The 25,189-nt window shown below is 35.1% G+C and carries 26 protein-coding genes; 5 read left to right on the top strand and 21 right to left on the bottom strand.

The window, feature by feature from the left end; translation table 11 throughout:
* Positions 1–240: 240 nt before the first annotated feature.
* The 8 genes from Q0845_RS04380 to Q0845_RS04345 all read right to left on the bottom strand — a co-directional run bounded on the left by Q0845_RS04380 (position 241) and on the right by Q0845_RS04345 (position 9,377).
* Positions 241–558, bottom strand: coding sequence for an antibiotic biosynthesis monooxygenase (locus tag Q0845_RS04380; protein WP_298509698.1), 318 nt, complete (start codon positions 556–558; stop codon positions 241–243).
* 21 nt (positions 559–579) lie between these two features.
* On the bottom strand, positions 580–1,431 hold the full coding sequence (locus Q0845_RS04375; protein ID WP_298509695.1) for a hypothetical protein: 852 nt from the start codon (positions 1,429–1,431) through the stop codon (positions 580–582).
* Positions 1,431–7,007: an MG2 domain-containing protein gene (locus Q0845_RS04370; protein WP_298509692.1), complete on the bottom strand. Its 5,577-nt coding sequence runs from the start codon at positions 7,005–7,007 to the stop codon at positions 1,431–1,433. Before Q0845_RS04370 ends, Q0845_RS04375 begins: the two co-directional genes overlap by 1 nt.
* Before the next feature lie 70 nt (positions 7,008–7,077).
* Entirely contained in the window at positions 7,078–8,118 is a 1,041-nt protein-coding gene (locus Q0845_RS04365; protein ID WP_298509689.1) for an isoaspartyl peptidase/L-asparaginase family protein, read from the bottom strand.
* A 166-nt stretch (positions 8,119–8,284) separates the two neighbouring features.
* Entirely contained in the window at positions 8,285–8,518 is a 234-nt protein-coding gene (locus tag Q0845_RS04360) for a hypothetical protein (RefSeq protein WP_298509687.1), read from the bottom strand.
* Positions 8,519–8,535: 17 nt separating this feature from the next.
* A complete protein-coding gene (locus Q0845_RS04355; RefSeq protein WP_298509684.1) occupies positions 8,536–8,820 on the bottom strand; it encodes a hypothetical protein in 285 nt (94 codons plus the stop codon).
* A gap of 11 nt (positions 8,821–8,831) precedes the next feature.
* Complete coding sequence (locus Q0845_RS04350; protein WP_298509681.1) at positions 8,832–9,104, bottom strand: class I lanthipeptide; 273 nt, start codon at positions 9,102–9,104, stop codon at positions 8,832–8,834.
* An 18-nt stretch (positions 9,105–9,122) separates the two neighbouring features.
* The gene (locus Q0845_RS04345) at positions 9,123–9,377 is read right to left on the bottom strand and encodes a hypothetical protein (protein ID WP_298509677.1); all 255 of its coding nucleotides are present in this window, start codon (positions 9,375–9,377) and stop codon (positions 9,123–9,125) included.
* Positions 9,378–9,547: 170 nt separating this feature from the next.
* Between Q0845_RS04345 and Q0845_RS04340 the strand changes: the two genes are divergently transcribed.
* The 5 genes from Q0845_RS04340 to Q0845_RS04320 all read left to right on the top strand — a co-directional run bounded on the left by Q0845_RS04340 (position 9,548) and on the right by Q0845_RS04320 (position 14,161).
* Complete coding sequence (locus Q0845_RS04340; RefSeq protein ID WP_298509674.1) at positions 9,548–10,090, top strand: 3-hydroxyanthranilate 3,4-dioxygenase; 543 nt, start codon at positions 9,548–9,550, stop codon at positions 10,088–10,090.
* On the top strand, positions 10,080–10,811 hold the full coding sequence (locus Q0845_RS04335; protein ID WP_298509671.1) for a hypothetical protein: 732 nt from the start codon (positions 10,080–10,082) through the stop codon (positions 10,809–10,811). The genes Q0845_RS04340 and Q0845_RS04335 overlap by 11 nt, the downstream gene beginning before the upstream one ends.
* An 88-nt stretch (positions 10,812–10,899) precedes the next feature.
* The gene (locus Q0845_RS04330; RefSeq protein ID WP_298509668.1) at positions 10,900–12,453 is read left to right on the top strand and encodes an aldehyde dehydrogenase family protein; all 1,554 of its coding nucleotides are present in this window, start codon (positions 10,900–10,902) and stop codon (positions 12,451–12,453) included.
* 133 nt (positions 12,454–12,586) lie between these two features.
* Entirely contained in the window at positions 12,587–13,540 is a 954-nt protein-coding gene (locus Q0845_RS04325) for an OmpA family protein (protein WP_298509665.1), read from the top strand.
* 15 nt (positions 13,541–13,555) lie between these two features.
* On the top strand, positions 13,556–14,161 hold the full coding sequence (locus tag Q0845_RS04320; protein WP_298509662.1) for a hypothetical protein: 606 nt from the start codon (positions 13,556–13,558) through the stop codon (positions 14,159–14,161).
* 90 nt (positions 14,162–14,251) lie between these two features.
* Here Q0845_RS04320 and Q0845_RS04315 read toward each other — a convergent pair whose 3' ends face one another.
* From Q0845_RS04315 to Q0845_RS04255, 13 genes are all read right to left on the bottom strand, one after another.
* A complete protein-coding gene (locus Q0845_RS04315) occupies positions 14,252–14,440 on the bottom strand; it encodes a hypothetical protein (protein ID WP_298509660.1) in 189 nt (62 codons plus the stop codon).
* Between the two features lie 854 nt (positions 14,441–15,294).
* Complete coding sequence (locus Q0845_RS04310; RefSeq protein WP_298509657.1) at positions 15,295–16,284, bottom strand: acyl-ACP desaturase; 990 nt, start codon at positions 16,282–16,284, stop codon at positions 15,295–15,297.
* A 33-nt stretch (positions 16,285–16,317) separates the two neighbouring features.
* Entirely contained in the window at positions 16,318–17,811 is a 1,494-nt protein-coding gene (locus Q0845_RS04305; protein ID WP_298509654.1) for a nicotinate phosphoribosyltransferase, read from the bottom strand.
* 229 nt (positions 17,812–18,040) lie between these two features.
* Complete coding sequence (locus tag Q0845_RS04300) at positions 18,041–18,421, bottom strand: hypothetical protein (protein WP_298509651.1); 381 nt, start codon at positions 18,419–18,421, stop codon at positions 18,041–18,043.
* An 83-nt stretch (positions 18,422–18,504) separates the two neighbouring features.
* Entirely contained in the window at positions 18,505–19,140 is a 636-nt protein-coding gene (locus Q0845_RS04295) for a transglutaminase family protein (protein WP_298509649.1), read from the bottom strand.
* A complete protein-coding gene (locus tag Q0845_RS04290) occupies positions 19,137–19,892 on the bottom strand; it encodes a metallophosphoesterase (protein WP_298509646.1) in 756 nt (251 codons plus the stop codon). The genes Q0845_RS04295 and Q0845_RS04290 overlap by 4 nt, the downstream gene beginning before the upstream one ends.
* A 46-nt stretch (positions 19,893–19,938) precedes the next feature.
* A complete protein-coding gene (locus Q0845_RS04285) occupies positions 19,939–20,844 on the bottom strand; it encodes an ADP-ribosylglycohydrolase family protein (protein WP_298509642.1) in 906 nt (301 codons plus the stop codon).
* Positions 20,841–21,680: a Sir2 family NAD-dependent protein deacetylase gene (locus Q0845_RS04280; RefSeq protein WP_298509639.1), complete on the bottom strand. Its 840-nt coding sequence runs from the start codon at positions 21,678–21,680 to the stop codon at positions 20,841–20,843. Before Q0845_RS04280 ends, Q0845_RS04285 begins: the two co-directional genes overlap by 4 nt.
* A gap of 91 nt (positions 21,681–21,771) precedes the next feature.
* Positions 21,772–22,311 (bottom strand): RNA 2'-phosphotransferase, encoded by a 540-nt coding sequence (locus Q0845_RS04275; RefSeq protein ID WP_298509637.1) that lies wholly within the window; start codon positions 22,309–22,311, stop codon positions 21,772–21,774.
* Positions 22,308–22,943, bottom strand: a complete 636-nt coding sequence (locus Q0845_RS04270; RefSeq protein WP_298509635.1) for a DUF4291 domain-containing protein — start codon at positions 22,941–22,943, stop codon at positions 22,308–22,310. Before Q0845_RS04270 ends, Q0845_RS04275 begins: the two co-directional genes overlap by 4 nt.
* Positions 22,944–22,948: 5 nt before the next feature.
* Complete coding sequence (locus Q0845_RS04265) at positions 22,949–23,866, bottom strand: ADP-ribosylglycohydrolase family protein (RefSeq protein ID WP_298509632.1); 918 nt, start codon at positions 23,864–23,866, stop codon at positions 22,949–22,951.
* A complete protein-coding gene (locus Q0845_RS04260) occupies positions 23,853–24,374 on the bottom strand; it encodes an O-acetyl-ADP-ribose deacetylase (RefSeq protein WP_298509629.1) in 522 nt (173 codons plus the stop codon). The genes Q0845_RS04265 and Q0845_RS04260 overlap by 14 nt, the downstream gene beginning before the upstream one ends.
* Entirely contained in the window at positions 24,371–25,189 is an 819-nt protein-coding gene (locus Q0845_RS04255; protein ID WP_298509627.1) for a TIGR02452 family protein, read from the bottom strand. Before Q0845_RS04255 ends, Q0845_RS04260 begins: the two co-directional genes overlap by 4 nt.

Genomic DNA, 25,189 nt, shown 5'->3' with positions numbered 1-25,189 from the left:
TTTTCTTCTTTTAAAATATAGCTAGTAGCCTAAAGATATATCTTAAGTTGAAAATAGATTAAAGATTCGTTGCTGTCACTTCGAGCGCAGTCGAGAAGCTTATGAAAAGTTGTTTTTTGTTTGAATCTCGACTGCGCTCGATTTGACATTTATTAGTTCTTATGTCCACAGTACTTCTCTATATATTTTTTCTTCATTTCATTATAAAAAAACACTCGAAGTGACATTAGAAACTTTTAATTAAAATCGTTCCTTAAAACTATACTCACGCTCTACTTTACAGATTTTTACATTATAATAAGCATACCAATCCTTGATACCTTTTCGTTGTGCCACTAAATGATCGGTATGTTGTTTCCATTGCTGAATGGCTTCCAAACTTTCCCAATAACTTACCGTAATTCCAATAGTATTTCGGGCGCTATCAATGCCAATAAATCCAGCTTGTTCTTTGGCTAAATCTTCCATTTGTTGTGCCATTTCTGCATAACCTTCTATGTTTTCAGTTTGAATAGAGGTAAAGATGACGGCGTAATACGGTGTAAATTCTGTGTTCATTATTTTTATTCAATTGATATTTTATATGTTCCCAAGAAACCAATCATAGCCAGAGATATTTCTATATTCTTTAGGGACAGTATGCAATACTTGTTCTACTTTTTTTTCGTTTGAATGATATCGTTTGTTAGATCGTATGATTTTGCCTGTTTTTTCTCCTTTTAAATTTCTTTGGAAATACATAAACTCTAAAGTATCTACAGCAGTTCCATTCCATTTGTATGTATACATTTCCGTTTCTCCTGCATGTCCATAACAAATACCTCTGATGACACCTTCTTTTGGAGAAAACGTGGGATTGAGAAAGTGAAAAATATTAGTAAATTCTTTGGAGTCTTTTTGAAATAAATAAACATTACTAAATGCTTTTAAACAACAACCTGAACTTCCATACCCATTTATCACAAAATCGTTGCGTTGGTCACCATTAATATCTTGTATGGTATCAGATATATATGTTATTGCCGATTGCTCATGATGTAAAATTTCCTTTAATTTATTTTCGTCTACACTAAAAATATTGAAATGAATTGTGCCTGAATCAGATCTAGACACAATAGCATGTCGTTCTTTTTTTGAAAAAAAGTTTCCAGTTGATATGTTTACCTTGGCAAGAATAAAACTATCTTTTATTTCTTCATAATGTGTTTTATAAACATCTTCACTAAGGTGAAGCTTTAATTTAGAAATAGCGCGATCTAATACTTCTTGCATTAAAACACTATGACTTTTTTCTTCCTCTTGTTCTTCCGTTACAATTGGTTTTGTCTTTTTCTGTTGAATGCTACTTTTTTTAACTTCAATAGATTTTGTTTTTGTACAACTGACATAAACGATACACAAAAAGATTCCAATAAGATATGTTATTCGCATTATTTCACTACTTCAATCCATTGTCCTTTGGTACGTACAAAGAAATCATTATCATACATCGCTTCTGCCTGAACGCCTGGTAAATAGTATTTTCCTAAATAGGAAGCATTCAGTAATACATTGAAGGTTTTTGCTTTTCCGCGTGGCAAATCGAAATAGAAATTCACACGATCGTCTCTAATATCTGTATGTCTTGCTTCGCTTGAAGGCGTATTTCCGTAATCGGTAAAACGTGTATTCACAATTTCCCAACCAGACGGGAAGATTTCTGTCAACGCAATATCGCCTACAAACTCTGGTTTGTCGTTTGAAACGGTTACAGTGGCCATAAAATCGGTTCCTTGTGTTAATTGTGATACATCAATGGTATTTCCAGCTTTATCCTTATAGGTTACACGAATATCAAGGTTTCGTTTTTCTGCTAATTCTTCACCCAAAGGCAATTTCCCAGTACTCAAAACTCGTACAAACAATACATTATCTTCTTTGTTTTCTACTTGAACCGTATTACTTCCTTTTTGGATAGCTAAACTACGTTGCGCAATGGCTTTTGTGGTTTGAATCGTTTGTGGAGCTTTGCCATTAAGTGCATATTGCATCTTGATATTTTTTCCACCATTTTGCGTCACCATTTTACCCATGGCTAATAAGCTATATGCTGTTGTTTGCGTACTCATCCAGCGATTTGATGATAAGTCTTTGGCAATAGTTTTGGCAATATCAATCATTTTTTGATCTTTTAAAATCACCATTGTTTCCATCGCCATCGCACGATTTCTATCTACCGAACCATAGGTATAATCATATCGTTTATTAGAAGGTGTAAAGTTGATATTGGCTGATTTTGCTATTTGCTCAGCAGCTTCTTTTTGTGAAGCCAAAGCATAGGCTGCTGCCAATCGCCATTTGGCATCGTTGGATAAATTATTGGTTTCGCGCAATCGGTTCATAGAAGCCAAATCTGGATAACCTGCCAATGCCAACGTATATAAGCGATAGGCTTGAGTTAAATCATCATTGTAGTATCGGTTATTGTTGCGCCATGAACGCGCTGCATTTTGCTGATAGTTGATCCACTGATTCATAAATGTCAATGGCAACGTATAGCCTTTTTTCTCAGCTTCAATCATAAAATGACCTGCGTAATTTGTTCCCCAATCGCTTATAGAACTTTCCCCAATCCAATAGCTCATGCCGCCATTTGGACGTTGGAAATGTGCCAAACGTTTGATTCCTTTTTCTATGTTTTGCGTAATTTCTCCTCTTTTCTGTGCTGTCAAGTCAAAAATATCGGCTAAATATAATTGTGGAAATACACTCGACGTTGTTTGCTCTACACAGCCGTGTGGATAACGAATTAAGTATTCCATACGTGCGGTGAAATCCATTGGCGGTAAGGTTGAAAACTCTACTGTAGCCGCATTGCTTCCTGCAACACCAAAAGTATCAAAAGAAAGTGTTTGCGATTCGTTTCCTTGCAATGTTAATTCATGTACTTTCTTTGAAATCGGATTCGGATTTTCTACATCTAATTCTACTTTGTACGATGCTTTTTCGCCGTTTCCAGAAGCCAATACTTCAATGGTTTGAATGCCTTTTATTTCGCTTACATCTAAGTCAAAATAGACCATTTTTTCATCTGGTTTGCTAAAGCTGAGTGATTTTGTTTTGCTTCCGACAACCGAAATTCCGTTTTGTAATTTCAGCGTAAGCGATACATTTTTCACCTTATCTTCCATAGCAAAAACAGTAACAGGTAAGGTCACTTTTTCGCCTGGACTCAGTTTTCTTGGTGCTGTTGCGAGAACCATCAATGGTTTTTTCACTTTTGATGATTTTTCCGCATTTCCATAAGCTTCTGTTTTTGCATTTCCTGCAACAACCATGGTACGAACTGCGCCAATATAATTTGGCATTTCAATTTTATGAGACGATGTTTGTCCTGCTTTAAGATTGAAAGGACCTAAATATTTTACGACAGGTTTGAAACGATTGGCTTTTTTGTTTTTCGCACCATTTCCGCCATCGCCACCACCAATGGCAAATACTTGATCAATGTCTCCGCTAAACGCTCCAATGATGTCGTCATAAATATCCCAAGTACGCACGCCAAGCGCTTGTCGTTGGTAAAACACATCCCAAGCATTTGGTGTTTTAAATCGTGTTAAATCTAGTAAACCTTCATCCACAACCGCAATGGTATAGGTCATTGCTTTTTTGTTTTCTTCGCTAACTTTTACCGTGAAGGATTGTTCTGGTCGTAACGTTTCTGGCACTGAAATTTTAGGTTTCAGAATCGTAGCTGGATTTTCCACCATTATTGGAATGACACCATATAGACGAATTGGCAAATCGTTGGAAACATTGTTGTGTTTCTGCACTAAGGAAATGTTTACAAAGACATTCGGCGCCATATCATTCATAATAGGAATCGTCGTTGTCGTTTGTTCTTTTGTAGTTTTTACCCACTTTGTACTGAGCACTTCTGTACCATTTTCTACACTTACCAATGCACGTCCGCCTTTTCCTGACGGGAATGTGATAGTTGCTGTTTCTCCAACATTGTATTTTTCTTTGTCTGCCGCAAAAATCAACATTTTAGCAGATTCTGAGTTGCCATCATTGCTTCTACGCCACCAGTTTTTATAGAAATAAGCAGTTCTTCCTGTGGCATGTCCGCTTTTAGGATCAGAAATATGAATTAAATAACGACCACGATCTCTGTCTGGAATATTCAGCTTGAAACTTCCTTTTCCATTGGCATCTGTATTCACCGTGAAGGTACGATAACGCTCATGATAGTCACTTCCTGAATAAGAAGATAAATCTTCATAAGAAGAACTCCACCACCAACGCCAGTTGATTTCATAAATCTTTACTTTGAGTCCGTTGCGCTTAATCGGATTTCCGCGATCGTCTACGGTCACAATTTCAAATGTATTGTCTTCATCGGTGTAGAACGAACCGTATTGTTTTGGTGCAGGCGATTTTAATCCGACAAAAGAAATATATGGTGCATAATCTTTTGAGAAGGCGTCAATAGAGAAATCGCCACCATTTTCATAGACACGTGTTAAGAACGATGCTTTCAACATGCCTGGCGCACTTTTTTCTACATTTATTTTTTTCGAAATGTCAACAGTACCTTCTTCATTTAGTTGTCCTTTGAACATGACAAATTCTTCTGTGTTGAAACTTCGTGTTGGATCGTTGAATTCGTAGTTCGGAAACTTTTTAAAGGATGTTTTGGTGCTTGTCAGTCGTACATTGACTTCTGCTTTTAAGTTTTTCGCTGGCGCGCCATGCAACCAAGCAGCTTTTAGTGTTCCTTCAATCGGTCTGGAATTGGCTAAGATTTCATCATCAAAGTCAATATTTATCTTTAAACGATTTGGTTTTACCGTTTCTATTTTGAGCGTTTTAGAGAAGTTTACGCCACCAACACTTACGTTGGCTTCCCAATTTCCTGTGGGTGCTTCTCGATCTGTTTCTACCGTAAATTTATAGAAGTTATCTACACCTTGCGTTTGAATGTTTTTGTAAACTAATTTTCCACGTGCATCCGTAACTTCCATTTTTACAGGATGATTTTTTGGAAGTGGATTTCCAGCATCATTCAATACAAAAGCTAAATGCAAGCTATCGCCAGGACGCCAAACTCCACGTTCTCCGTAAATATATCCGTTGATTCCTTTTTTGATTCTTTTTCCAGCAACATCAAACTTACTCATGGACAATGCGCTACCATCATTCAGTTTTACATAGGTAATTTGATTGCCTTTAGATACGGTGGCGAAATAAGCATTTTTGTCACCATCAATAGTTGTTAAACCTTCAGAATCCGTTTGTTTTGATGCTATTTCTTGTTGCTGATAATTGTACAGCGTTACTTTGGCATTGCTGACAGGATCTGTAGTTATGATATCACTTACTGCAAAATAATACGATTTGTTTCCGCCACTTTTCACAATTACACCTAAGTCAGATGCTAAAATATTTGCTGTGAGGAAACGATCTTGTAAATAATACGATTCGGTACATGGATTTTCGCGATCGTTCCAGTTGTAACGGTAGTTTCTAAAGTTATAAATTTTATTGTCCCAATATTCTTCTTCGTTTTCGTCTTCATCTTCACGATTTTGATAGTAATTATCGCCACGAGAACGAGATGTATTCGCCGTAGCGGAATCACCATCTTCACAAGTATAGAGCGAATATTCTTTTTTAAATCCGATTTCCACCTGATAAATGGCGCCAGGTTCCGCGGCAAACAATGTCGATAAGTCAATTCCGTAGGTTTTCCATTGTCCATCATTCTCGCCTTCATTTTCAATTAAGTTGATGGTTTTTTTGGCAATACGTCTTCCGACTCTACGAATGCTGTATCGGTCAATTTCGTTAAGACTATTTCCTTGTAAAAATTGCAATACATTATCTTGATATATTTTGATAATACGAACATCAACCGATTTTAAGTTCATCGCTTGAAAGTTATAGGTTAGGTTTTTTGAGTTGGGCAAAATAACACCTTTGCTAACCTCACGAAGTTGTGGTTTTTGCTGTTCGAACGAAATGTTTTTTGAGTAACCGCTTTTCAGTTTGTAATCGTCTTTGCTTTTAATTCCGGGAAAGACTTCCAGCATGGTAGTGCCTTTGATTTTATTTTTTGGATACACATTTAGAATGTTTCCATCAATGGCGTAGGTAATATTTTTTTGATTCTTAATGGTCACCAAACCTGCAAAGTTTTGATTTTTAAGTAGCGGATCTGTAAAGTTGATGCTTACTTTTTGTTCAGGACTTTGAGAAACTTTGACATCAATTATAGAAAAGTTGTTTTTTCCAGGAATGGTATAATACGTTCCACCTTTTGCTTTGGAAAGAATTGGAGTTCCGACCCAAGAAATTTTGACTTCCGAATTATTGTCTAGTCGATTGATGCTGTCAATCGTAAATTCATATGTAGTTGCATTTAACACAGAAGGTTCCCATTTTACGTTGAGTGCTTTTCCGTTTTGTGTGGCAGAAATTAATTCTTGTAATTTTTCGGTGGGAATAAAATCTGCAGATCGTAAGGTTCCATTCAGGTATTGCCATTCTTTTGAATAGGATTGCAAGTCGTTTGTGGTTACAGAAAAATTGGGTGTTACCGTTTTAAATGCGAACGTATACGTGCTAAATTCCTTTTTTACATCTTCATAGATGTCTTTTAGATTCACCGTTACCGAATACTCTGTGTCTGGTTGCAAAGGCGCATCAGGTTCAAAGCGCAATGTTTTGTTATTTTGAACGAGGAGTTTTCCACTTACTTTTGGACTAATACTGATGAGGTCTGCTGATACTTCTCCCGAATCACCTAAGTTGGGAAGTTGCTTTTGAAGTCCAATTATAATCGGTTCTTTTACTGAAACTGTTCCAGCGGTCGTTTGATAAATATAGTCTTTGAATTCAAAAATATTATCTGCTTCAGGATTTCCCGTATTACAGGAAAAAAAGCTGAGAAATATTCCAAAAAGGATAAAAACGGTAGTGTTGCGCATGATGGTTTTTGTTGTAAAATAGATAGACTTTCTCATAATATAGGTGTTCGTTGAGTATTCGTTAGGATATATCTAGCATTCGTTCACTATTTTCTAGTGTTCGTTATTACTCATTGTAAATTCCAATAGTAATGGTTCCTTTTTCATCAACCATGGCACGATACATACCTGGCGTATTAAATTCAGCAACTAAATTTCCTTTGGCATCTATGGCAATAATTCCGCCATCGCCGCCCATATTTTTTAACTTTTTTTGTATGACTTCTTTTGCGGCTTCTTGCAAAGACAGATTTTTATATTCCATCATCGCGGAAATATCATAAGCTACGGCAGCTCTGATAAAGTATTCACCGTGACCTGTACTAGAAACTGCACAGGTTTTGTTGTTTGCGTAGGTTCCGGCACCGATAATTGGCGAATCTCCAATGCGATTCCATTTTTTATTGGTCATTCCGCCTGTAGAAGTTCCGGCCGCTAGGTTTCCATTTTTATCTAAAGCAACGCAGCCTACCGTTCCGTGCTTATAATCTTTGATATACGGATCGATGTATGCAGCTTTGTCTTTATCGCCTTGTTTTGCTCTTTGTAATGATTTGAAGCGTTTTTCGGTGAAAAAATAATTCGTATCTACTACTTCCAAACCTTGTGCGGCAGCAAATTCTTCTGCACCTTTTCTTGCTAATAAAACATGACTTGAGTTTTCCATCACTTTTCTAGCTGCAGAAATTGGGTTTTTCAAATTTGTTACACCTGCTACTGCACCAGCATTGAGTGTTTTTCCTTCCATGATAGAAGCATCTAATTCATTTTTACCATTATTGGCAAAAACGGCACCTTTTCCAGCGTTGAATAAAGGAGAGTTTTCTAAGATGTGAATCGTTTGTTCAACGGCATCTAAACTAGAACCGCCATTTTGTAAAATTTCGTATCCTTTCTTCGCGGCTTTTTCTAAGGTAGCTTTGTATTCAGCTTCTAGTTCAGGCGTCATGTTCTTTTTCAAGATAGTTCCTGCACCACCGTGAATCACCAATCCGATACTATTTGTAGGTTTTGCATCAGCTTTTGGTGTTTTTTCTTCGGAAGAAGTATTGGCACAACTATGTAATAGAAAAATGGAGAACAGCAGGATAAGTGCAGATTTTTTCATGAGTATTAAAACGATTGATTAGTGCATTAAATGTACACAATTTCAAGCTGCAAAACCTGTTGTTGTTCAGATATTTATTCACAAGTAAAAACCAAAAAAAGCTCCAAAACAGTATTTTGGAGCTTTCATACATCTGTATTTTTAATTCTTTATAGAATTACTTGTATTAAGGTTCACAAGGAGCATCAAAGGATACTTGACATCCTAAATCCCAAGAAGGTTCACAATCACAAGCAGTATACAATTCACTGTACCAAGTACATTGACGTATATCCCAAGTAAAATAACACTCTCTTATGTCAATAGTTAATGGAATTGGAATGGGTGCTTGTGCACCACCATTTAACTTTGAAACGGATGCTTTTTTAAGCGATAATGATTTTAGATTCTTTTTTTTCATGATTTTAGATTTAAAAATTATTTGTCACAAATTCTTACTGATTCCAGAGCACAAGCCAAATCCATAGTTCCTGGACATGGAATATTGATAGACCCGCAGTTCGTATGCCATGAAGGTTCACAGTGACATGCTGAATATAATTCGCTTTCCCAAACTGTTGTTGTACACACAAGTAAATTTAATGTGCCAGGATCAACAGTACATGTTGGGTGCGATATTGCTGCACCTCCTTTTACGTCTCCCAATTTGGAAATTTGTTTCTTCCCAAGAGACAGCTTTTTATTTAGATTCTTTTTTTTCATATTACTATAGTTTAAGCGTCACAAACAAAATTTGTATTTGGCGAACATCCTGGTTGTTCTGTGTATTGACATGGACGATCAATAGATGGTCCGCAGTTTCCATCCCAAGAAGGGTCACAATAACAAGCTGTATACAATTCACTATACCAAGTACATGTTTTGATTAATTGGCTTGTGCAGTTTCCACCACCAAGTGTTATAGCAGCACCACCTTGTACGTCATCGAGTTTAGAGATTTGTTTTTTTCCTAAATCTAGTTTTTTGTTGAAATTCTTTTTTTTCATGGTTTTAAGTTTTTAAAATTAAGGTTGGCAAGGAATATTCACGGATTCTTCACATGGAAAATTGAAAGATTCACAACCGATTCCTTGTGAAGGAGGACAACAAGCTGAGTATAATTCGCTTTCCCAAGTCGTCGTTGTACATTCAACTAAATTTCCTGTTTGCGCACACTCTTTAATAAACCTCGATAAAGGAATTGGAAAAGGACTACCACCATTTAACTTTGAAACGGAAGTTTTCTTTAGTGTTAGGTTTTTTAACTTCTTTTTTTTCATAATTAGTTTTGTTTTTGGTTAACAAAAAGAAGATAGCCAATAATACAATCAACAAAGTATGGTTTTCCCTTACTTAACAGTTGTGTGTCAGTTTTGACAGTTAACTTTGTAGAAATGTCAGAGTATCGCTAAAAAATGCGTAATTTTAAAGTCTAAAATTCTAAATGATAATGGCTATACAAAAACCGTTTAACCTTAATCAATGGGTTGAAGAAAATAGAGATTTATTGAAGCCGCCAGTTGCAAATAAAAATTTATACAAAGATGCTGGCGATTATATTGTGATGATTGTTGGCGGACCAAACGCACGAAAGGATTATCACTACAACGAAACCGAAGAGTTATTTTACCAATTAGAAGGAAATATAGAAGTACATATTCAGGAAGATGGAGAAAAGAAAACAATGAAGTTAGGTCCTGGCGATATGTATTTGCATCCTGCGGGCGTACCACATTCGCCAGTGCGTTTTGATAATTCTATTGGATTAGTGGTAGAACGCAAACGAAAAGGAACCAATTTAATGGATGGTTTGCAATGGTATTGTGATCATTGTAACCATAAACTGCATGAAGTTCGATTTCCGTTAAAAGATGTTGAAAAAGACTTTTTGGGTCATTTTAAAACATTTTATGCTTCACAAGATTTATTGACTTGTGATAATTGTGGAACAGTAATGCCTGTTGATGAGCGATTTACAGCAGATGAAGAATAAAAGTCTTTTTATATGTGTGAGCTTGGCAATTAGCATGCTTTTTTGTGCATGTCAGCCAGAACTTACTGCCGAAATGGTGATTCAAAAATCATTGGAAGAAGCACATGGAGGAAAAGCCTTGTGGGAAACGCCAAAAGTTTTGATTTATGAAAAAACTACTACGTTTTATACTAGTGATGGCAAAGTAGAAAGTATTAAAAAACAAACCTTCCATAATACGCTAAAACCAACATTTACTTCCAAAGTAAAATGGATGGAAGAAGATGTTGAAAAACGTATTGTATTCGATGGTAAAGAAACATTTGTATTTACGGATGGATATCAAGTAACAGACGATTCAATTGTAGAAGCTGCTCATAAAGAAATTATGGGTGCACAATATGTTTTATGGCAACCCTACAAATTACTAACCGATGAAGCTACTATAGTAAGTGAAGGCATTGTACGATTGGAAGATAAAACAGATGCATATTCTATTAAAGTTACCTATCCTAATAGTGATACCATATGGTGGTATTATTTTGACATACATACATTTTTGCTCAAAGAAAACTTAATTCAACACAGCGAAACAACATACAGTCAAATAGTCAACTTAAAACAAGAAGAAAATACAGGATTGCGATTGCATCAAGATCGAAAAAGTTTTAAGGTAGATGTGGGGAAAGATGAAAAATATCTTCGTGCCACATATCATTACAACATCTTAGAATTGAAATGATAAACCGCACATTGTGCAGTAAAAGATTGGCATAATTATGCTATCTTCGCAGAAATTTAACAAAAGAACTAAAAAAAGTTATAAATAAATGGGAGCAGTGACTACTGATTTTGGAATCAAAGAGGCCTTGGCAACATTAGGCTTAAAAGATATCAATGAAGGAACTTCAACAGGTTCAAACAATTTTTCAAATGGAGAATTGATTGCATCGTATTCTCCAGTAGACGGAGAATTGATTGGAAAAGTAAAATCTTCAACAAAAGAAGATTATGAAAAAGTGATGGAAGCTGCGACATCGGCTTTTAAAACTTGGAGAACAATGCCAGCGCCACAACGTGGAGAAGTTGTGCGTCAGTTTGGAGAAAAATTAAGAGAGAAAAAAGAAGCACTTGGAAAATTGGTTTCTTATGAAATGGGAAAATCATACCAAGAAGGTTTAGGTGAAGTTCAGGAAATGATTGACATCTGTGATTTCGCAGTTGGATTATCACGTCAGTTGCACGGTTTAACAATGCACTCTGAGCGTCCAGGGCACAGAATGTACGAACAATACCATCCATTAGGAGTTGTTGGAATTATTTCTGCATTTAACTTTCCAGTAGCTGTTTGGGCTTGGAATACAGCTCTAGCTTGGATTTGTGGAGATGTATGTGTGTGGAAACCATCTGAAAAGACTCCAATGTGTGGAGTAGCTTGTCAAAATATTGCAGCTGAAGTTTTTGCTGAAAATAACTTGCCAGAAGGAATTTGCTGTTTGATAAATGGAGATTATAGAGTGGGAGAATATCTTTCAAAAGACACTCGTATTCCTTTAGTTTCTGCTACAGGATCTACGCGTATGGGTAAAATTGTAGCGAAAGAAGTAGCAGGACGTTTAGGAAAATCGTTATTAGAATTAGGAGGAAACAATGCAATTATTGTAACACCTGATGCAGATATTAAAATGACCGTTATTGGTGCTGTTTTTGGTGCTGTTGGAACGGCAGGACAACGTTGTACATCTACACGTAGATTAATTATTCATGATTCTATTTATGATAAAGTAAAAGATGCCATCGTTGCTGCTTACGGACAGTTACGTATTGGAAATCCGTTGGATGAAAACAATCATGTTGGACCAGTGATCGATAAAGATGCCGTAAAAGGATATCAAGCTGCTTTGGAAAAAGTAGTTGCTGAAGGAGGAAACATCGTGGTAGAAGGTGGTGTTTTAGAAGGAGAAGGTTACGAAAGCGGATGTTATGTAAAACCAGCAATTGCAGAAGCAGATAATTCATTCGAAATTGTTCAGCACGAAACATTTGCACCCGTTTTATATTTATTAAAATATTCTGGAGATGTTACCAATGCATTGGATCTTCAAAATGGAGTTGCACAAGGTTTATCTTCTGCAATTATGACAAATAATTTACGTGAAGCAGAAGCGTTCTTATCTGTACAAGGATCTGATTGTGGAATTGCCAATGTAAATATTGGAACTTCTGGAGCAGAGATTGGTGGAGCTTTCGGTGGAGAAAAAGATACAGGTGGTGGACGTGAGTCTGGATCTGATGCTTGGAAAGTATACATGCGTAGACAAACCAATACGATTAACTATACAACGGAATTACCGTTAGCACAAGGAATTAAGTTTGACCTGTAAATAGCAGTTCATCTAAGATATTGAGAGCCACATCGATAGATGTGGCTTTTTTTGTGGATTCATCTAATTTATCCGTAGAAATTGTTGTGGATTTAATAATTTGAAACAATAATTAACCATAAATAACGGATATATGAGTAAAAAAACATCCTACCTTTTGGGTATTTTGTTTACAATTATTATTGGAACTATCTTGTATTGGTGGCTTTGTTGTCGCGATTGTACAGATTGTGAAAATAAGAACTTGAAAGACAAAAAGAACGATGAAAAAAACATCGTAAAAGAGAAACCTAAAATGAAAGAAGCTACACTAAATCCTTTTACAATTAAGGATGGTAGTTTTGCACTGAATGCAGAGAATAACTTTAACTTCAAAGGTTCAGATTATCATCTTATGCAGCCTATTCCAGCGAATCTTCAAAAAGCAGTGGCTGATTTACAAACGTATGTAAAAGATAATCCATCTAAGAGAATCAAAATCATTGGTCATTACACAGCTGCTGAGAAAAACAATTCAGCGTATCCAAATCTTGGATTGGCAAGAGCGAATGCAATTAAGAACTATATGGTATCACAAGGAGTCCCATCCAAAATTATTGATACTTATGGAACACTTAAAGATGATCTTACACCAGATGCCAACAATGTGTTTTTTGGACCTATCGATTATGAAATCAAGACAATTGCTGAAGATGATACAAGCGAAGCTGATGCGTTAAAAGCATTGCGCGATAAGATTGTTGCAAATCCTTTGGTATTGAATTTTAAAACTGGACAAACATCCATTGCTCTTACGGCAGAACAGCGTCAAAAAGTCGCAGATATTTCTAAGTATTTAGACAAAGTAAACACTGCAAGTTGTCTGGTTACAGGACATACCGATAATACGGGAAATGCAACTAAAAATATTGAATACGGACAAAAAAGAGCCGATTTTGCTAAGCAGTATCTTATTGACAATGAAATTCCTGCCTCAAAGATTACCGCAATATCTAAAGGACAAACAGAACCAATTGCTGATAATACTACCGAAGAAGGAAAAGCAAAAAATAGAAGAACCGTAGTAACATTAAACGAAACAAATTAAAAAAATATAAAAATTATGAACTTATGTATATTAATTCCATTGTTAGTTGGACTTATCTGTGCCATTTTAGGATATCTGTTAGGTAGATTATTTGGTGCTAATACTACGAATAACAATGACGATGATTGTTTGGAAACTGTAAAGAGGCTAGAAGTAGAAGTTGCTGAATTACAAGGAAATATTGATGTGTATAAAACAGAGATAGAAAGTTTAAAATTACAATTAGAAGCTTGCGAAAAGAGTAAAATAAGTTTGGAAGCCAAAGGAAGTGCTGATGCTTTGGGAGTAGCTTCTTTTGCAGCTCCAGCGGCGAGTGCAATTTTGTTTGATGCAGCAGCAGCAAAGGCTGTTTTTGGCAAGAAAATAAAGGAAGATGATTTGACTATCATAGAAGGAATTGGACCAAAAATAAAAGAGTTATTCCATAATCATGATGTAACAACTTGGAAAGGACTTGCTGAAACAAGTGTTGAAAAATGCCAGGAAATATTAAATAGTGGAGGGGAACGTTATAAAGTTCACAATCCAGGAACTTGGCCACGACAAGCAAAACTTGCCTATGAAGGAAAGTGGAATGAATTGTTGGATTGGCAAGATATTTTAGATGGAGGAAAAGAATAATAAATTGTACATACTCGAAATTTCTAGATAAAAAAATCCGATTTCTTATGAAATCGGATTTTTTATGATTTTTATTGAAAATAGTTCTTATTAATTCACGCAGACGATACAAGGATCAACAATAGGAACATTGCTATAAGGTTCGCAAAATGCATACATCACATTATTAGGACAAGCAACAGGTTGTACTGGATGATCTTCGTTTCCTCCTGAAATATTACGTTGGTCTATTTTCTGTAATACTTTTACATTTTTTAATTCTAAAATTTTTGATAGCATAATTTTTTATTTTTCAGATTTTAATCACATAAAACTATAAAATATCGTAGTAATTAGTTTATGGTTTTACCTTATAAAAGCAGGAAGTTATTACAAAATAGAAAAGTGACATAGAAAAAACTGCTCTCATAAGAAAGCGGTTTTTTTGTTTTATTGAATAAGATGAAGATTTATTTTCCTTGTCAAATTATAAGTTTTTTCGTAACAAATTATAAAAAAAGACTCTTCATTTAAAAAGCGTCTATATTCCTAATGCGTGTTTTAAAAACTTAGGAGTTTATTTAAATTTTATATTATGAAAAAAAGAATTTTAAATCATTAAAACTTAACAAAAATTCTATTTCTAACTTCTCTTATTCTGTAGTAGCGGGACAACCTGATATTGCTCCTTCAAGGGATTGTGATCCCAACAATAGACATACATTTGAACTTTGTGTTTGTTCTATAGATTTTGGTAAATGTATTAGTGATAAACATCACTGCGGTGTTAGAGAAACGGAAGAAACACAAGTGTTATCCGTATGTTATTGTCCAGGTTAATCTTAATTTAAAATGAATTTTGGCGAGCTTTATATTTTATAATTGAAAGTTAGCAACGAATAGTAAAAAACCCACTTCAATTGAAGTGGGTTTTTGTTTTTATGAATTTCTCGATATAATTTTCTTTCATTTCAATACTACTCAATGTATAGAAAAATCACTTGAAGTGACGATCTAATAAATTATAAATGTAAAATGCTAAATTTTAAATTAAAAAGTAGTTTTTAACAACCAAAAAGTAATCTAAAAGCGCAGCGTTCTAACAGCAAAGCGTTCTAAAAAGGCAAAGCCGATCTAACAGCAAAGCAATCTAATTAAAGCATTCCATTAGCTTGAACCCATTTGAATTTTGTAATATCTTCAGGAATCGCTACACGTTCAGCAATGCGTGTCATACGATCTGGTAATCTCATTACATAATCACGTGCTTTTTCTGCGGCAGCGGTCAATCCGGTTAATTTATCAATTTCCCAATATGCATTTAGCTTTCTCATGATATCAATATAATCATACGTAGTATATACGCCTAAACGTTGTGCGGCATTAGAGAAATTTTCAAAAGCAGTTCCGATCGCTTCTCCAGATTCACGTACAAATTGTGCTGGCATGACAATTTTTTTACGCATCATATCTTCAAAAGCCAACATCATTTCACTTGGATCATACTCTAAAATCGTTTTTACAAATTCTCTGTATGCCAAATGATGTCTCATTTCGTCACCTGCAATGATATTACACATTTTTCCTAGTAGCGTATTTCCTTTTTTCTTTGCCAACTGTCCAACGCGCTTATGCGAAATATTGGTTGCTAGCTCTTGGAAACTTGTGTATACAAAATTTCTATAAGGATCATTTGCGGTTCCAATATCAAAACCATCATTAATCATGTGTTGCGTTGTAATTTCAATTTCACGCATGTCTACACGACCCGATAAGTATAGATATTTATTTAAAACATCTCCGTGACGATTTTCTTCTCCTGTCCAATGACGAACCCATTTTGACCAACCATTTTTTCCATGTTGATCTATACCTTCTACATCCATCAACCATGATTCGTAGGTTGGTAATGCTTCTTCTGTTATAGTATCGCCAACTAATACAACCCATAAATCGTATCCTATTTCTTTGGCTTCTTCTCTAATTTTATGTACTTCATCAAAGAAAGTATCTTCTTGAGAGTTTGGCAAAAAATCTGTGGGTTGCCATATTTTTTCGGGGGGAATTAGATATTTATCCATGTAGCCATCGATTTCCTTCTCGATAGTTTGCATGACTTCTAAACGAATATTTTTTATTGACATTATTGATGGTTTGAGTGGAGGGCGAATGTACCACTAAATATCTACAATAGTCTCCATTTTTACATAATTAACATCTTGTATCGATTTTGAAATTATTCTTCTAACATCTTGTAATGATTGTTCTTGGTGTAACTTTCCATCTTTAAAAACAGTTGTTAATAAGCCTTCTTTTTCTTCTTGTATAGAACATTCATCTTTATAGGTCAATTTTCCGTTTTCCGTATAGAGTTGTATCAATCCTTTTGCAGATTTTTTGGTACCATCATCCGTGATTGGATCTTTAAAAATAGCACGTCCTTCACCATGAATTTCTACGTATGTAGCTTTCATTGCAAATCCGAATGTATCACGTGTATTGTATTGATAGGTAAAACTTCCAATGCCTAACACCACATTGGTAGAAGCAAATCCTTTTTCTTGTAAACGTTCACAAATTTGTGTAGCTCTATCAATCGTAATACTATCGCCGTAAATAGCGCCAATTTTTGGATTTAATACTTTGTATCCTTGCGAATTGATGCTTCCGCCGAATTCATCCCACAGTAGTTCAATCACACCTTTTGCAACCGTTTCATCTTCGTGCTCGCATCCACAAATAATGTCTACTGGATTTCCAGAATCGGGACGAATCACGAGTTTGCCATCACGTTCTAAGATTTCTTTTTTGAGTTGAGGTAAATATGCTGTGAGTACTTTCCATAAATCCCACGTATCTGAAACTACAGAGAGAATTCCTGATGGATAGGTTTCTAGTAAGCGTCTAAACGTTTCAATTTCGTCATCTTTACTTCCAGCACACATGACACTGTGTTCAGTAGCATTTACACTTCCAATAACTAGTTCTTTCGTGACATCTGTATTGTAATATTTCTCTAAATTCATTGCAACAGGTAAGGTGTCACTTCCGGTAAAAGACAATGCATGTCCCATTCCGCTTAAGATAGAAGATTCGATTCCAGACATACCACGCATAGAAAAATCGTGTCCTTGCCAGTTGATAAAGTCTAGATTTTCTTCATCAGTTTCTTGCGCGTATTTCGTTAAAATTGTTTTGTATTGCTTTGCAATGGTAGCCGAAGTACATGGCTGCCAAATGATGTTTGAAAGGAGTGTTTCTAGATAATTTGTAATCCAGAAAAATTGAGGAAGTGTGTTGACAACCGTAAACATTGGTACACGAATTGGAACTTCAGTTCCTTCTGGTACGGCTTTAATTTCAATAGGTAAGTAGCCTAAATCGTGTAAATCTTCAATATGTGAAATATCGTAATCGACACCTAAATAGTGATCGACATATTTTTTGTATTCAGCAACTACTTGTGCTTTTGGTTGATTGAAAAATTCGGTATTGAATTGTTTGATGAGGTATTCTTTAATGAAGTATTGCAATCCAAAAAAGACAACGCTGTTAATACCTTCAATTCTACTTTTTCGCGGCGTCCAATTCGAATATACTTTGGTAGTTCCTTGCGGATATTGTTCTTTGTGTCCGAGTTTGTAACCGTCTGTCAGCAATAAAGGATTCATATAAATATTATTTTGCGTTAAATATACGCAAATATAAAATGTTTTTTGAAACTGACAAATGAATCTGTGTTTTATTCGTTGAAATTACGGGAAACTTTGAGGTTGAACTTGAAATTGAACTTGAACTTGAAATTGAACTTGAAATTGAATTTGAAGTTGAAAGTGAAATTGAATTTAGAAAGGAATCGGGATTTTTGGAGTCATGAGTTATGGTATTTTAAAAAGCAACTTATTTTTTTGCGATTATTGTCTCTTTCAATATTCCCAGCAGTAGCGCTCCAAAATACAAGAAGCTTCCAAATTTTAAATTGATATCAATTTTATGCCTATCAAAACTTACTAAAAATAGATACATAAAAATTCCATAAAAGATTGCGTTTATAACATATAACCAAACAGTTTTATTGATCCATGTTCTTTTGAATATAAGTATGAGTTGAGTCAGAATAGCCACATATACTACAGGGAATTTTATGAAGTAACCGTATATTTGAATATAATCAGAATCATTGGTCAGCTCTGCCCAGGCATTTTTAAATATTCCTGAATCTTCTATGTTACCATGAACTTTATTTCCTAAATCAAAATCCCAAAGATATCTATAACTCATGTCCCATAAGGGGAAAAATAATATGATTATAAACACGAGTAGAAGAATGATATCTAGTTGACTTTTTTTCAAACGAATTTGTATTATAGTTTAAATTCTGTAATATTTTCGCCAGTGTCAAAAATATGAGGATAGTGTTCTTTTACATTTCTTTTCATGAAGTCTAACGGAACATCTTCAAAATGCCCGTAATCGTCCGTATATTCCATAAACAAGCTTCCTTGATTATTATACTGTTGCAAGAAAGAATTATTTTCTCCATCAAACTCCAAAGGTGCAACCTTGAACTTTTTACATAAAGAAGCATTAAAAGCTGGCGATAATTTTAACCATTTATTGTTTAAAAAAACGTTCACCATTCCGTGTGGCGTGAGTTCGTTAGAACCAAATTTTTCCGTGAGTCTTTCTACAGCAATATGATTTTTTACTTTTCCTAAATGTAGTCTGGCAGGAATTCCAACTGCTCTTAAAACCGCAATTAATACAATTGATTTTTCAACACAGTTTCCAGTTGCTTTTTGAGCAATAGTGCTTGCGCGAAAGTTTTCTTTTGAAAAACTGATGGTATACGGATCGTACTTCCAATCGTCACGTACTTTGTTGTACAATGCGATGGCTTTTTCTGTATTTGAAATTGTTTCGTCTTGATAAGAAGTTATTAATTTTTGAATGACTTCCTGTTCAAAATCAAAATAGTATGTGGATTTTAGATACTTCATTTTTTACGAATGACGCGCATTTTGTTTCTCCCTTTTTCGTTTGGATACAATTCTGGAAGCGGATCACTTTGCCAAAATTCTTTGGTATCAATGTCTAAGATAGAAAGTTTTCCTGTAAAAGCAGCACCTGTATCTACATCCCATAAATTGTGAGCTTTCATTGGTATATGGCAATCATAACCTATGGTTGGTGTATGTCCGACATAAATTTCTTTATAGTGTTTTAATCTTCTTGGTGCATAACTTGTATTCTCCAATTTTTCCATACCAAGTTGTTGTACGACAACTGCACATTCAATTAAAGTTCGATCAAAATAAAAATTCTTGTGATAATGTTCCTTTAAAACACCATGCATAGAAGTAAATCCGGCATGAATAAACAATCTATTTTGCTCGTCAATATGAAAGTTTTCTAAATTTTCGTAAAAGTCTAAATGTTGTTGTTTATCATACTTGACACGTTGGTAACTTTCTAAGGTTTCTTTTCCGCCATGCATGTACCAAACATCATTTATATGACCATCCATCAACCATTCATGACACCAAACATCATGATTTCCACGAATAAAAATACATTTCTGTTTGGTGTTTAATGCTATCAAAAACTCAACCAATTCGGCAGATTCGCTCCATCCATCTACATAATCCCCCATAAATATTAAGGTGTCTTCTGTGGTTACATTGGCGCGTTCTAGCACTTGTGTTAATGCTCTAAATCCTCCATGTATGTCTCCTATTGCGAGTGTTCTCATGTGTTTAAATTTTCTCTAAAATACTATAAAAATTCACCAAAACATATCAATTTATATTTGGTAACTTATTGATAATATTCTGCAAGGTTTCATAACCAACGAGTGGTTTTATCTTGTTTTTTAATGCTGTAGGAATCTTATCAATTCCCACGAAAGTGCCCATTATTTGTCCAGCAATAGAACAATTGGTATCGGTATCTCCGCCAACAGTAATGAGTTCTTCAAAGATACTTGTAATTGATTGCGTTTTTACTTTTTGAGCCGCAAAAATTGCTAATGGAACCGAATTTACAACATAACCATTGTTTCCTAGTTTGCCAATTTCAGAGATCGATGTATTTTCTAATTCACGCAAAGCAATCAATCTGTCTTTTACGTTGGTATCAGGCAATTGTGGAATGATACGTTCTACTAAAGAAGTATTGTTCCAAGTGTCATTTATAATTTCTTGAATACACAAAACAATCGCCAAAGCGCCAACATAAGCTTCTTCATTTTGATGTGTGATGTAACTTATTTCTCGAATACGTTCTCTAGAAACATCTTTTAAAAAAGCCAACGGAGCAATTCGCATGGCGCTTCCATTTCCTGCGGCAAATTCACCTTTTCTTCCTGTTTGACTCCAATGCGCTCCAGCATTTAATTCTTGCAATGCTTTTAAAGTAGCAGCTCCGATTCCACTGATGCGATTTTCATTGTAATATTTTAGAAAATGCGTCACCAATGTTTTCGGAGCTGCTGTTGAATCCTCTAAAATGGCTTCACAGGTTGCTAAAGTCAATTGTGTATCGTCTGTAAATTGCCAAATTTTAGGCTTTTCCGGCTCTTTAAAAAGATAAAAAGCTTTTTCATCGGGAAGCGTGTGATTTTCATAAGCACTTCCCCAAGCATCACCAATAGCACCTAATAAGATACTTCCTTGAAAGCGATTTATATGTTTTTGTTCAATCATAAAATCACTTTACATTCTTCTAGAATTTTATGAAACTCACTCAAAAATTCGTCACTCGTCATTCGGTATGAAAGCGCTCTTTTTTTACCTTCTGTAAGACGTGTAATATTGTTATCTTCTAGATTTACATCTAAAACATAACCACCATACTGAAGTGTTTGTTCAATTAATCGCAATGGTAATGTTGTAGCACCTGAAGTTCCAATAACGATTAAAATCCCTGTGTTTTTAGCAATTTTCATGGTAGAATCTACTTTGTATAAGCGTTCATTGTAATATTCATCAAACCATAAAATATTAGGGCGTAACAATCCGCCACATTTTGGACATTCTAGTTTTTCCCAAGTTTCATCAGGGATTTCTTCATCAATACGATCTAAGGCAATATCTTTTGGGTATAGGTATACGGCTTTAGAACATTCTAACGAACAACGAACCAATCGCATGTTTCCGTGAATCTCGAAGATTTTAGTTCCTGAGTTTCCTGCACGATGATGCAATCCGTCAATGTTTTGTGTAATGATAGAAAAATCTTCTGGAATTGACTGTTCAATATCCACCAATAATTTATGCGAATCATTCGGTTGTGCTTTTTCAAACATTCCTTTTCTGAATAGATTGAACTGCCAAACTTCTTCCTGATTTTTACTAAAGTATTTAAACGTTCCAAATTCTTCTGGCTTGTGGAATTTAGTGCCTTTTACCCAAATCCCGTCTGTACTTCGATACGTAGGAATTCCGCTAGCAGCAGACAATCCTGCGCCTGTTAAAAATGTGATTTTATTTCTTTTTTCTTTCTGAAAATTCTCTTTCAGTATTTCTTTTAATTGTTTCATGATGTGACTTTTTTGAATTGTACACTTCGATAGCTATGCTAGGTATCTTCAATCAAAATATATTTTGATTTCAATAATGCTCTGTGTGCAATTAGAATTCTATAAACTCTGGTGAAACTGCTTCTGTCAACCACACACCATTTTCAGATTGATAAAATGTATGGTTTTGCGCATGCATTTCGCCACTTCTTACCGTTAGAATGATGGGTTTTCCACGTCTGCTTCCCACATTAATCGCGGTTTCTTTATCCGCACTTAAATGCACATGCTGTCTTGTGCCTTTGATCAATCCTTTTTCTTGAATAGATTCGATAAATTTTTCAACCGTTCCATGATATAGATAGCTTGGAGGTTCTTTGGGTTGAAGCGCCAAATCGATATTTACAGAATGTCCTTGATTTGCTCTAATCATTGTTTTGTCTTCATTGAAAGCAAAACGTTTTTTGTTATTCGTAGCAACAACTTCTTCCAGTGTTTCCATAGAAAGCGAATATTCGCCTACATTTATTTTTTCAAGTAAAATGGCAACTGAAGTCCAGCCGTTTTCATCGAGTGTAATTCCTAGTTTATCAGGATTATGTCTAAGCACATAGCTTAGAAATTTGCTTATATTTTTAATTCTTTTACTCATTGTAATTGTAGTTTTTGCTGTAATTCCTCACTCTCTGGTAAAAAAGGACGTTCAGCAGGAATCATTAATTTGTCTAGTTGATTCGATTGAACAAATTCGTATTGTTCTGCTACAAAGGCAGAGATATCTTCTATTTTTAAAATATCTTCTTTTGCGTACGAACGGATAAATTCATTTCGAATTCCAATCTGGATTGCGCGTCTTTCTAGTTTTGCACCGTATGGATCGTGATCTGGATCCCATTGCAATCGTACGTTAGAAGCTTGAACTGCTTTTTTCCAAGATTCTTGCGATTCGTATAATTCAGGTTTGAACGAGGAATGCACTGCATTTTCCAAATAACGTTGAAAAGCTTCACGTTTTAAATGAATTGCTAATACAACTTCTTGTCCTACTTTCGTTCCCCAACCATTTCGGTACATCATCCAAAGAAAATTGGGTTTGATCCAAGTCATGCGTTCTAGGCTAAATGGTCCACCAAAAAATTGATTTTTCGCTGCGAAATGTCCAATGGCAGGGCGATAGGATTGATATACAATTATTTTTTCATCATCGTATTGTGCCATGATGTGATGTCCGTTTTGCGGCCATTCGTTATTTTGTTCTATATAGTTTTGTATGTTTAATTTCATGTTTTCTAATTCTTTTGATAAAACTCACTGTTACGCCAGTTTTCTACTTTGTTTTTCCAGTTTGCTGGAATGTTTTCATCTTTTGTATTCATGATGGTAATCGCACCAACAATTGCACAAATAGTGTCTCTGTCACCTAAAGCGGAAACAGCTCTCCATAACGCTTCTTGGAAATCTGTTTGATGATGTGTAGCAATCCAAATTGAAATAGGAACTGTGTCTTGGGCAATCATTTTTACACCATTTCCTAAGATTGAAACTACGGTTCTTATGTCATAGTTTGGTAACACCGTGATCGATTTTTTAATCTTGGAAGTTGTGTCACAATCTGGCAATTGAGCAACTACTTTTTTGATGAATTCATTTGGTTCTAGCGTTTTATTATCCATCTGTAATTGTGTGTTAATCGCTGTTGCAACTGCAACTGCTATCGCACCAACACAACCTTCTTCATTAGCATGTGTAATTTCAGATGATAGAAATGCTTGTTCTTTTACATTTTCTAAATCATCATAAAAATACGCTCCGATTAAACCAGCACGCATGGCACCACCATTTCCCATAGAACCCATTCCGTTGAAAGCTGCCTTAGAAACTTCTTTCCAATTTTCGCCAGCTTCAATTGCGCGCATGGTTCTGTGCATGGCAGGTCCGTAACCTCGATTAAAATCTAAATGATAGTTTCTAGCGAATGCTTTCGCAATAAAATCTTGATTAATTCCTCCATACATTTCCAATGATGTATAGATTGCAATTGCCATTACTGTATCATCTGTGAATTCCCATGTCGTTTGTGGAATCTCACGAAAGTGAATAGCATTGTAAACAGCATTTTCTAGACCAAAGAAACTTTCGCCAAAAGCGTCACCAATGCTATTGCCAAGCAATGATTTTTGTGCTAATTGTAATCTATGTGTGTTCATTTTTCATTAATTCGTGATAAATCTCAAAGTTTTTCTGGTCAAAACAACAGAAATAGAGTTCATCAATGCTACTTTTATGTTTGTACGCTGCAACCGTTTTTAATGCGATTTTAGCAGCTAATTGCTTTGGAAACTTATAAATTCCGGTGCTGATGTTTGGAAAAGCAATGGTTTTGATATTGTGTTCAACTGCCAAATCCAAACTGTTTTTATAGCAATTTGCCAACAGTTCTTCTTTGTCTTTTCCGCCTGTATTCCAAACAGGTCCAACGCTGTGAATCACATAATCAGAAGGTAATTTTCCTGCCGTTGTAATGACTGCTTCACCGGTTTTACATTTTCCTTGTCGCGCTCTAATTTTTTTACAAGCTTCCAAAATTTCTGATCCGCCTTTTCTATGAATCGCGCCATCAACGCCACCGCCGCCAAGCAATGATGAGTTGGCGGCATTGATGATTGCATCTACTTTTAAAGTAGTGATATCTGCTTGTAAAATTTGTATTTTCATGATTCAAATTGTTGTTGAAATGCGGTGATAAACTTTTCATTTCTGGAATAAATAGCAAACACTATTTTTTTAAATTGATTTTTAAATGTCGTCTCTAAAACTTCTTTAAAAAGCTCCGCAATTAATGCAGGATCGTTTTGAAAAACACCGCAGCCCCAAGCGCCTAAAATGAGTGTATCATTTTTTTCCAATAGCGCTAATGCTAACATTTTTTCTATACGTGTTCGCATGATTTTGGCAACTAGTTTTGCCTTCTTAGCTTCTTGCCTTTTTACGACGCCATAATTTACGGCAGCCGATGTGATTACTGAACATAATACAGCATTTTCAATAAGTTCACCTTTGTTATTTCTAAAGAAAGGTACTTTTGGACTGTAAATCATGCTGTCTGTATAGATACAAGATTTCATATTTCTATGCTTTTCATAGAATTCAAATTTTTCCATCTGACTCGCATATAAGCTTGATGCTACTGCCAAACTTTCTTCTTGTGCCAATGCACCATTTAGAAATCCGCCACCTGGATTTTTCGCGGAAGCAAAATTTAAACACATGATATTTTCTTCCTCTTTCAATCGTAAAATCGCATGTAAGGATGTTTCATGAGTTACTTCATATTGTGTCTCATAAGTGTTTTCTGTTTTGATTGCTGCTAGCATTTCATCTAAAGCTTCACTTGTATGGTATGCAGCATTTTCAACAGAGTTTGTGTGTGCTTCTGCAATGTTTATAACTTTCTCTTTAAATAGATAACGTCCATTCTTTTGAATATCCAGCGTTTCTATTGCTTTGAGTTTTCGTGTTGATTTTTTCAT

Origin of the sequence: uncultured Kordia sp., assembly GCF_947489565.1 — a bacterium.
In the GTDB taxonomy this organism is placed as follows: Bacteria; Bacteroidota; Bacteroidia; order Flavobacteriales; family Flavobacteriaceae; genus Kordia.
Note: the sequence above shows the minus strand (reverse complement) of the source record. Positions and strands in the feature narration are given on the sequence as shown.

Coding starts and splice junctions, on each gene's coding strand:
- Q0845_RS04270 (WP_298509635.1), bottom strand. CDS start 22,943: ATGAAATTAAACATACAAAACTATATAGAACAAAATAACGAATGGCCG.
- Q0845_RS04255 (WP_298509627.1), bottom strand. CDS start 25,189: ATGAAAAAATCAACACGAAAACTCAAAGCAATAGAAACGCTGGATATT.
- Q0845_RS04355 (WP_298509684.1), bottom strand. CDS start 8,820: ATGAAAAAAAAGAATCTAAATAAAAAGCTGTCTCTTGGGAAGAAACAA.
- Q0845_RS04375 (WP_298509695.1), bottom strand. CDS start 1,431: ATGCGAATAACATATCTTATTGGAATCTTTTTGTGTATCGTTTATGTC.
- Q0845_RS04280 (WP_298509639.1), bottom strand. CDS start 21,680: ATGAAACAATTAAAAGAAATACTGAAAGAGAATTTTCAGAAAGAAAAA.
- Q0845_RS04370 (WP_298509692.1), bottom strand. CDS start 7,007: ATGAGAAAGTCTATCTATTTTACAACAAAAACCATCATGCGCAACACT.
- Q0845_RS04275 (WP_298509637.1), bottom strand. CDS start 22,311: ATGAGTAAAAGAATTAAAAATATAAGCAAATTTCTAAGCTATGTGCTT.
- Q0845_RS04305 (WP_298509654.1), bottom strand. CDS start 17,811: ATGAATCCTTTATTGCTGACAGACGGTTACAAACTCGGACACAAAGAA.
- Q0845_RS04300 (WP_298509651.1), bottom strand. CDS start 18,421: ATGAGTTATAGATATCTTTGGGATTTTGATTTAGGAAATAAAGTTCAT.
- Q0845_RS04315 (WP_298509660.1), bottom strand. CDS start 14,440: ATGCTATCAAAAATTTTAGAATTAAAAAATGTAAAAGTATTACAGAAA.
- Q0845_RS04340 (WP_298509674.1), top strand. CDS start 9,548: ATGGCTATACAAAAACCGTTTAACCTTAATCAATGGGTTGAAGAAAAT.
- Q0845_RS04260 (WP_298509629.1), bottom strand. CDS start 24,374: ATGAAAATACAAATTTTACAAGCAGATATCACTACTTTAAAAGTAGAT.
- Q0845_RS04360 (WP_298509687.1), bottom strand. CDS start 8,518: ATGAAAAAAAAGAATCTAAAATCATTATCGCTTAAAAAAGCATCCGTT.
- Q0845_RS04330 (WP_298509668.1), top strand. CDS start 10,900: ATGGGAGCAGTGACTACTGATTTTGGAATCAAAGAGGCCTTGGCAACA.
- Q0845_RS04290 (WP_298509646.1), bottom strand. CDS start 19,892: ATGAGAACACTCGCAATAGGAGACATACATGGAGGATTTAGAGCATTA.
- Q0845_RS04295 (WP_298509649.1), bottom strand. CDS start 19,140: ATGAAGTATCTAAAATCCACATACTATTTTGATTTTGAACAGGAAGTC.
- Q0845_RS04365 (WP_298509689.1), bottom strand. CDS start 8,118: ATGAAAAAATCTGCACTTATCCTGCTGTTCTCCATTTTTCTATTACAT.
- Q0845_RS04350 (WP_298509681.1), bottom strand. CDS start 9,104: ATGAAAAAAAAGAATTTCAACAAAAAACTAGATTTAGGAAAAAAACAA.
- Q0845_RS04380 (WP_298509698.1), bottom strand. CDS start 558: ATGAACACAGAATTTACACCGTATTACGCCGTCATCTTTACCTCTATT.
- Q0845_RS04335 (WP_298509671.1), top strand. CDS start 10,080: ATGAAGAATAAAAGTCTTTTTATATGTGTGAGCTTGGCAATTAGCATG.
- Q0845_RS04345 (WP_298509677.1), bottom strand. CDS start 9,377: ATGAAAAAAAAGAAGTTAAAAAACCTAACACTAAAGAAAACTTCCGTT.
- Q0845_RS04285 (WP_298509642.1), bottom strand. CDS start 20,844: ATGATTGAACAAAAACATATAAATCGCTTTCAAGGAAGTATCTTATTA.
- Q0845_RS04320 (WP_298509662.1), top strand. CDS start 13,556: ATGAACTTATGTATATTAATTCCATTGTTAGTTGGACTTATCTGTGCC.
- Q0845_RS04310 (WP_298509657.1), bottom strand. CDS start 16,284: ATGTCAATAAAAAATATTCGTTTAGAAGTCATGCAAACTATCGAGAAG.
- Q0845_RS04325 (WP_298509665.1), top strand. CDS start 12,587: ATGAGTAAAAAAACATCCTACCTTTTGGGTATTTTGTTTACAATTATT.
- Q0845_RS04265 (WP_298509632.1), bottom strand. CDS start 23,866: ATGAACACACATAGATTACAATTAGCACAAAAATCATTGCTTGGCAAT.